This is a genomic window from Microbacterium sp. CPCC 204701 (genome assembly GCF_004010105.1).
In the GTDB taxonomy this organism is placed as follows: domain Bacteria; phylum Actinomycetota; class Actinomycetes; order Actinomycetales; family Microbacteriaceae; genus Microbacterium.
This window is the reverse complement of the sequence record NZ_RRYE01000131.1, coordinates 1-7,420: the sequence shown is the minus strand read 5'-3', so window position 1 is coordinate 7,420 and position 7,420 is coordinate 1. Positions and strand designations below refer to the sequence as shown.

Annotated in this window: 9 protein-coding genes and 1 pseudogene; 2 read left to right on the top strand and 8 right to left on the bottom strand. The window is 71.1% G+C overall.

The genetic code is table 11. The annotated features are described in order from the left end of the window. Positions 1-668 (bottom strand): MFS transporter (locus EIO58_RS09530; RefSeq protein ID WP_164861611.1); only part of this gene is annotated, 668 nt, incomplete at its 3' end. A gap of 61 nt (positions 669-729) precedes the next feature. On the opposite strand from EIO58_RS09530, the gene EIO58_RS09525 reads away from it, so the two are divergent. Further along, a complete protein-coding gene (locus EIO58_RS09525) occupies positions 730-1,116 on the top strand; it encodes a MerR family transcriptional regulator (RefSeq protein ID WP_127819340.1) in 387 nt (128 codons plus the stop codon). A 46-nt stretch (positions 1,117-1,162) separates the two neighbouring features. After that, positions 1,163-2,038: a formyltetrahydrofolate deformylase gene (gene purU / locus EIO58_RS09520; protein WP_127819339.1), complete on the top strand. Its 876-nt coding sequence runs from the start codon at positions 1,163-1,165 to the stop codon at positions 2,036-2,038. Between the two features lie 132 nt (positions 2,039-2,170). Here purU and EIO58_RS09515 read toward each other — a convergent pair whose 3' ends face one another. From EIO58_RS09515 to EIO58_RS18760, 7 genes and pseudogenes are all read right to left on the bottom strand, one after another. Further along, on the bottom strand, positions 2,171-2,944 hold the full coding sequence (locus EIO58_RS09515; RefSeq protein WP_127819338.1) for an IclR family transcriptional regulator domain-containing protein: 774 nt from the start codon (positions 2,942-2,944) through the stop codon (positions 2,171-2,173). A 14-nt stretch (positions 2,945-2,958) separates the two neighbouring features. After that, positions 2,959-4,125: a thiolase family protein gene (locus EIO58_RS09510; protein ID WP_127819337.1), complete on the bottom strand. Its 1,167-nt coding sequence runs from the start codon at positions 4,123-4,125 to the stop codon at positions 2,959-2,961. 1 nt (position 4,126) lies between these two features. Beyond that, positions 4,127-4,795, bottom strand: a complete 669-nt coding sequence (locus tag EIO58_RS09505; RefSeq protein ID WP_127819336.1) for a 3-oxoacid CoA-transferase subunit B — start codon at positions 4,793-4,795, stop codon at positions 4,127-4,129. Further along, entirely contained in the window at positions 4,792-5,568 is a 777-nt protein-coding gene (locus EIO58_RS09500; RefSeq protein ID WP_127819335.1) for a 3-oxoacid CoA-transferase subunit A, read from the bottom strand. Before EIO58_RS09500 ends, EIO58_RS09505 begins: the two co-directional genes overlap by 4 nt. Before the next feature lie 247 nt (positions 5,569-5,815). Beyond that, positions 5,816-6,217: a 4-carboxymuconolactone decarboxylase gene (pcaC, locus tag EIO58_RS09495; RefSeq protein ID WP_127819334.1), complete on the bottom strand. Its 402-nt coding sequence runs from the start codon at positions 6,215-6,217 to the stop codon at positions 5,816-5,818. Next, positions 6,204-7,004: an alpha/beta fold hydrolase gene (locus tag EIO58_RS09490; protein ID WP_127819333.1), complete on the bottom strand. Its 801-nt coding sequence runs from the start codon at positions 7,002-7,004 to the stop codon at positions 6,204-6,206. Before EIO58_RS09490 ends, pcaC begins: the two co-directional genes overlap by 14 nt. Beyond that, a pseudogene (locus tag EIO58_RS18760) lies at positions 7,001-7,420 on the bottom strand (lyase family protein); the annotation flags it as partial. The pseudogene EIO58_RS18760 and the gene EIO58_RS09490, both read right to left, overlap by 4 nt.

Sequence of the window (7,420 nt, the reverse complement as noted above, 5' to 3'; positions counted from 1 at the left end):
GCGAGAGCGGGCAGCGACGGATCCCGCCAGAATCCGCGCGCCCGGTCGGTCGTGTCGTTGCGCGCGGGCACGTAGCGCGGCATCCCCCGCACCACGATGACGCCGATGACGAACGCGATGCCGCCGAGCACGACGAACGCCGCCCGCCACCCGACCGCCTGCGCGAGGAGCGTGGCCGCCGGCAGCCCCGCGACCGTCGCCGCAGTGCCGCCGGCTGTGACGATGGCGAGCCCGCGTCCCAGGTGCGAGGGCGCGAGGAGCGACGTGGCGTACACGATGACGACGGCCCAGAACACGCCGTGCGCCGCTGCGGCGCCGATGCGCATCGCGAACGCGAATCCGTACGACGGCGCGAGCGCGGTCGCCAGGTTGGCGAGCGCGAAGACCCCGAGCGAGACCCCCACCACGAGGCGCCGGTCGACGCGCGACACCGCCTTCGACAGCGGGATGCTCGTGAGGATCACCGTGAGCGCCCATACCGAGATGAGCAGCCCGATCTGCATCGACGAGACCCCGAGATCGGCCGACATCTCGGGCATCATCCCGGCCGGCAGCGACTCGGCGGTGACGGTCACGAGCACGCCGAAGCTCAGGATGAGCAGGGCGCGCATCGGAAAGCGGGCCGGAGGAGCGGATGACTCGGGCAGGGCGGTCGTTGTCGTCGTCATGATGTGAGGCTAAACTTTGACACCAGTGTCAATGTCAAGCTCTTCCTCGAAACGAGACGACGTGAAGATCGGCGAGCTGTCGGAGCGCACCGGGATCCCCACCCGCATGCTGCGGTACTACGAGCAGCAGGGGCTGCTCAGCGCAGAGCGATCGGCGAACGGCTATCGTTCCTACGACGAGGCGGCGGTTGATCGCGCGGTCCGCGTGCGGGGTCTCGTGCAGGCGGGGCTGTCGACCCGCATGGCGAAGATCGTGCTCGACATCGAACGCCAGTGCGAGCTGGCTGCTCCCCCGCAGTGCTCCCTCGCCCTCGCCGAAGAGCTCGCTGAGGAGCTCGCCGTGCTCGAGGACCGCCTGGCCTGCCTCACCAAGAGCCGCGACGCGGTGGCAGGCTATCTCGAGCTCACACGCCACGGCGACCTGATCCGCCGCGCGGACGCGGCGTGACGGCATCCGTCGGCATCCCTCCCCTGCGGCAGGGCAGAATCGAACAATGGCCGTCCCCGTGAACCTCACCCCCGACCATGCCTGCCTCATCGTCCACGGCAAGGACCGCCCGGGAATCGTCGCGGCGGTGTCGGCCGTGATCACACGCGTCGGCGGCAACATCGTCGCGTTCGACCAGTACTCCGACGACCCGATCGGCGGAGCGTACTTCCAGCGGGTCGTGTTCCACCGGCCGCGATTCGCCGGCGACCGCCCGCACATCGAATCCGAGATCGGGCGGACGCTCGCCGACTTCGACCTCGAGTGGTCGCTCACCGACCAGTCGGTGCCCAAGCGCATGGCGATCCTCGCGTCGAAGCAGGACCACTGCCTGCTCGACCTGCTGTGGCGCCACCGCCGCGGCGACCTGCCGGTCACGATCCCGATGGTGGTGTCGAACCACACCGCCTCCGCCGACGACGTCCGCTCGTTCGGTGTGCCGTTCTTCCACGTCCCCTCGGTCACCGGCCCCGACAAGTCGGCATCGGAGGCGAAGATCCTCGAGCTGCTGAAGGGCAACGTCGACTTCGTCGTGCTCGCGCGGTACATGCAGATCCTGTCGCCGGAGTTCCTCGACCGGCTCGGAGTGCCGGTGATCAACATCCACCACTCGTTCCTGCCCGCCTTCATCGGCGCCGAGCCGTACAAGAAGGCCAAGGAGCGCGGCGTCAAGCTCATCGGGGCGACCTCGCACTACGTCACGGGCGACCTCGACGAGGGCCCGATCATCGAGCAGGACACCGTGCGCGTCACCCACGCGGACTCGGCCGCCGAGCTCACCCGACGGGGCGCGGATGTCGAGCGCCAGGTGCTCTCGCGCGCGGTGCTGTGGCACGCGCAGGACCGCGTCATCCGCCACGGCAACCACACGATCGTGTTCTGACGCCTGGAGCGGCACGATCCCGCGTTCGGGTGTCACGACACGCGGCGTCGGGCGAGCGATCCCGCGGGTTGCGCCACCTGAAGCGGCGCGATGGGCGGGCGCGGGCAGGTGGGCGGGCGGCCGGGGAGCGGGTCAGACGAGGCGAAGCTCGGCGTCGATGGCGCGGCACGTCTCGCGCAGGCGCGGCAGGTACTCCGACATCACATGATCGACGGTGTCGCGGGTCGCGCTCGTCGACACGTTCACCGCGGCGACGACGTCGCCCCTTCGGTCGCGGACCGGAGCCGCCACCGAGCGCAGCCCGGGCTCGAGCTCGCCGTCGACGAGGGCCCAGCCTTGCTCGCGCACGCGCTCGAGCTCGCGGCGCAGCTCGAGCGGGTCGGTCACGGTGCGCTCGGTGAGCGGGAGGAGAGCGGATGGCTCGAGCAGAGCGTCGAGCGCGGCATCCGGCATCCCGGCCAGCAGCACGCGCCCCATCGACGTCGCGTACGCGGGGAAGCGCGTGCCGATGGTGATGCGCACGCTCATGATGCGCCGCGTCGGCACGCGGGCGACGTAGACGATGTCGGCGCCGTCGAGCACCGCCGCGGAGACGCTCTCATCGACATCACGCGACAGCCTCTCGAGGTGCGGCTGGACGATCTCGGGCAGCGACAGCGACGAGAGATAGCTGAAGCCGAGCTCCAGTACACGAGGCGTCAGCGCGAAGCGGCGCTCGTCGGCGCGGACGTACCCGAGTCGCTCGAGCGTCCGGAGGAACCTGCCGGCTGCTGCGCGCGGGATGCCGGCGCGCCGCGCCACCTCGCTCAGCGTGAGCTCGGGGTGCTCGGCGTCGAAGACTCGGATGACGGCCAGTCCGCGCGCGAGGGACTGGACGAAGTCGCCGGAGGCCTCGATCTCGGTCATCCGTACATTCTCGACTACCGCTCGAGGACGACCGCGAGGCCCTGCCCCACACCGATGCAGATCGCGGCGACCGCGACGCCGGCGCCGCGACGGCGCAGCTCGTGCGCGGCCCGTCCGATGATGCGGCCGCCCGATGCGCCGAGGGGGTGCCCGATCGCGATCGCGCCGCCTCGCTCGTTGAGAGTGGCCGGATCGAGCTCGGTCCACAGCTTCGCGCACGCGAGGCTCTGCGACGCGAACGCCTCGTTCAGCTCGACGAAGTCGACGTCGGCCCACGTCCGGCCGGCGCGTGCGAGGGCGCGGTTCGCGGCTTCGACGGGCGCGACGCCGAACACGTCGGGGTCGTTTCCGAACGCGCCCCGGCCGGTGATGCGGGCGAGGGGCTCGGCATCCATCGCCCCTTCCCTGCCGAGGAGCACGGCGGACGCGCCATCGTTGATCGGCGAGGAGTTGCCCGCCGTCACCGTGCCGTCGGCGGTGAACAGCGCCTTCAACCCGGCGAGCTTCTCGAGTGTCGTGTCGTCGCGGATGCCTTCGTCACGGGCGAGCTCCGCCCCCGGAACCTGCACGATCTCGTCGTCGAACGCACCCTCCGCCCAGGCCTCGGCGGCTCGCCGGTGACTCTGCAGCGCGAACGCGTCCTGCTCCTCTCGCGAGATGCCGTAGATCTCGGCGAGCTTCTCGGCCGACTCGCCGTTCGAGATCGTCCACGGTGCCGGCAGGGCTTTGTTGACCATGCGCCAGCCGATCGAAGTGTTCCACAGCGTCTGGTTGCCGACCGCCGGCCACGGCTTCGGCGACTTCTCGACGACGAACGGCGCACGGCTCATCGACTCGACGCCGCCGGCGAGCACCAGGTCGGCGTCGCCCGCCTCGATCGCCCGCGAGCCCTGGATGACGGCCTCGACCGACGAGCCGCACAGCCGGTTGACCGTGACGCCGGGCACGCTCGTCGGGAAGCCGGCCAGCAGCGCGCCCATGCGCGCGACGTTGCGGTTGTCTTCGCCCGCCTGGTTGGCGTCGCCGAAGATCACGTCCTCGATGCGGGCCGGGTCAAGGCCCGTCCGCTCGACGACGGTCCTCATGACGAGCGCGGCGAGGTCGTCGGGACGCACGCCCGACAGCGCACCGCCGGCGCGACCGAACGGCGTGCGGACGGCGTCGTAGATGTAGGTGGCCATGTCAGCTCTTTTCACGGATGCCGCGGGACGAGGCATCCCGTAGTTCCAGCCCGATGATCTCGGCGAGGGAGTCCACGGTGTTGTCGCCGAAGGCCTCGCGCACGGCGAAGCCGTCGGGCGTGAGGTCGAAGACGGCGTGGTCGGTGTAGACGCGCGTGACGCAGCCGACGCCCGTGAGCGGGTACGTGCAGGCCTCGACCAGCTTGGACTCGCCGGTCTTGGTCAGGAGGTCGGTCATCACGAACACCTGCTTGGCGCCGATCGCGAGGTCCATCGCGCCGCCGACGGCGGGGATGGCTCCGGGCGCGCCGGTGGACCAGTTCGCCAGGTCGCCGCTCCGCGAGACCTGGAACGCACCGAGCACGCACACGTCGAGGTGCCCGCCGCGCATCATGCCGAACGAGTCGGCATGGTGGAAGTACGCCGCCCCGGGCAGCGCCGTCACGGGCTGCTTGCCCGCATTGATGAGGTCGGGGTCGATGCGGTCGGTCTCGGGTGTGGGGCCCATGCCGAGCAGCCCGTTCTCGGTGTGGAGGATGATCTCCTGGTCGGCCGGCAGGAAGTTCGCCACCAGGGTGGGGGCGCCGATCCCGAGGTTCACGTACGAGCCCTCGGCGATGTCGGCGGCGACGCGCCGGGCGAGCTCGTCGCGGCTGATGCGGGTGCTCACTGCTCCACCGCCCTGGTCCCCGAGCCTGTCGAAGCGCCATTCAGCCGCTCGAGCGGGCGTCCTTCGAGATCGACGCCCGCGACGAACTCGCCGTTGCGGAGCCACGCCCGCTCCCCCACTGCGACGACACGGTCGACGAAGATGCCGGGGGTGACGACCGACTCAGGGTCGATCGACCCGAGCGGCACCACCTCGTCGACCTGGACGATCGTGGTCGTCGCGGCGGAGGCCATGATCGGTCCGAAGTTGCGTGCCGTCTCGCGGTACGCGAGGTTGCCCCAGCGGTCGGCTCGCAGCGCCGAGATGAGCGCGAAGTCGGCCGCGATCGGGTATTCGAGCACGTAGGTGCGGCCGTCGATCATGCGCTCCTCCTTGCCCGCCGCAAGTTCGGTGCCGACCCCCGTGGGCGAGAAGAAGGCGCCGATGCCGGCACCGGCGGCACGGATGCGCTCGGCGAGGTTGCCCTGCGGCACGAGCTCGAGCTCGATCTCGCCGGTGCGGTACAGCGCGTCGAAGACCCACGAGTCGTGCTGGCGCGGGAACGAGCACAGGATCCTGCGCACGCGCCTCTTCGCCAGCAGCGCGGCGAGACCGGTGTCGCCGTTGCCGGCGTTGTTGTTGATGATCGTGAGGTCCGACGCCCCCTGCGCGATCAGCGCGTCGATCAGCTCCACGGGCTGCCCGGCGCGCCCGAAGCCGCCGATCATGACAGTCGCACCGTCAGGGATGCCGGCGACGGCTTCCGCGACGGATGCCACGGTCTTGTCGATCACAGGAGGCTCCTGTTCGTTGTCCGAACGCCCGTCCGTCCTGCGGGCAGTCTAGCGGACTGCGCCGGCGACCGGAACGTCCGATCCCCGGCATCCATCGCCAGATCAGGTGATCTCGCCGCCACCACGCCCACCCCCGGCATCCATCGCCAGATCAGGTGATCTCGCCAACACAGGACGAATCGACACGGATCGTCCTGCACCGGTGAGATCACCTGATCTCACGACAGGGCCGCCGGGGGCCCGAGCCTCAGGCCTCCGCGTCGAACACCTCGCTCGCGATCCGGAACGCCGTGTTGGCGGCGGGGACCCCGCAGTACAGCCCGGCCTGGAGGATCACCTCGCGGATCTCATCGACCGAGAGCCCGTTGCGCAGCCCGGCGCGCAGGTGCATCGCGAGCTCCTCGTGGTGTCCGAGCGCGATGAGCGCCGTGATCACGGCGATCGACCGGGAGCGGCGATCGAGTCCGGCACGCGACCAGATGTCGCCCCACGCGACGCGCGTGATGTAGTCCTGGAAGTCGGAGGTGAGCTCCGTCGTGCTCGCGATCGCACGGTCGACGTGCTCGTCCGAGAGCACCTCGCGGCGCACCGCCATCCCCTGCTCGAAGCGCTGCGCGTCGGTGAGTCCCTCGCCGTCAGGACGCGGCATCCGTCTTCTCCTTCACGACGTGGTCGAAGAACTCGCGCAGCACCGCCGCCGTGGACGCAGCGTCGTCGGCGGGAGGCAGGTGCGCCGCACCGTCGATGCCGGCGGAACGCCCGTCGCGCACGCCGTCCGCGATCTCGCGAGCGGATGCCTCGGGGGTGACGCCGTCGTAGGCTCCCCACACCGCGAGCACCGGCCGGGTGATCTCGCCCAGGCGATCGCGCGCGTCGAAGCGGGCGAGCGCCTCGCAGCACAGGGCGTAGCTCTCGTCGTCGGCGTCCTGCAGCGCGTGGAGCAAGCGCCCCGTGATGCCGGGGCTGCGCTCGATGGATGCCGGCGCGAACCACCGCTGCGCGGAGCCGACGATGAGGGCAGACGTGCTCTGCGCGCGCACCTGCGCGGCGCGCTCGTGCCACGCCTGCGGCTCGCCGATGTGCGCGCCCGAGGCGACGATCGCGGCGCCGAGCACCTGCTCGGCATGCCGCAGCAGGAGCTCGAGCCCGACGCAGCCCCCGAACGAGACGCCTGCGTACAGGAACGGCTCGCCCACGGCTTCGGCGACGGCATCGGCCACCTCCGCCATCGTGAACGGCTCGGTCGCACGCGGCGAGGCGCCGTGCCCGGGCAGGTCCCACGCCAGCACCCGGTAGCCGTCCAGCGCCGGCATCACGTTCTCCCACAGGATCGTGGAGGTGCCCAGCGAGGGGCCGAGCACGAGGAGCGGCCTGGCTTCCGAGCCGACCCCGGAGCCGGTCGAAGGGCTCGCCAGCGCGATCTCGGGTACGGTCATGAGCCCTCTTCGTCGCCGCGGGCGTCGTGCTCCACGGCGTCGTCGACGAACTCGCCCGCGAGCCCTGTGTAATGTGCCGGATCGAGCAGCGCCTCGACGTCCAGCGCCTCGGCCACGGTGCGCGTCCGCACCTCGGGAAGCTCCCGCAGGAGGGTGCCGATGTCTTCGCCGCGCCCGGCCGCGGCAACGATCCCGCGTACCCGCTCGGCGCCGATGAGGGGTGTCAGCACGATCTTCAGCCGTTCCGCCACGATCAATCCGCGCGTGGCGCCGAGGTTGCGCGCGACGGCGTCCGGCTCGATGTGCAGGTCGGTCACGAGCGACGCCGCGTGCGCGGTCGCCCCGAGGGCGAGGCGCAGGAGCTCGCGCAGCGTCGGCCACTCCGCGTGCCACGCGCCGTCCGGGCGCTCGTCGCC

Bases quoted from the DNA above. Each gene is read 5' to 3' on its own strand.
- purU (WP_127819339.1), top strand. From the start codon at position 1,163: ATGGCCGTCCCCGTGAACCTCACCCCCGACCATGCCTGCCTCATCGTC.
- EIO58_RS09515 (WP_127819338.1), bottom strand. From the start codon at position 2,944: ATGACCGAGATCGAGGCCTCCGGCGACTTCGTCCAGTCCCTCGCGCGC.
- pcaC (WP_127819334.1), bottom strand. From the start codon at position 6,217: ATGCCGCGTCCTGACGGCGAGGGACTCACCGACGCGCAGCGCTTCGAG.
- EIO58_RS09510 (WP_127819337.1), bottom strand. From the start codon at position 4,125: ATGGCCACCTACATCTACGACGCCGTCCGCACGCCGTTCGGTCGCGCC.
- EIO58_RS09490 (WP_127819333.1), bottom strand. From the start codon at position 7,004: ATGACCGTACCCGAGATCGCGCTGGCGAGCCCTTCGACCGGCTCCGGG.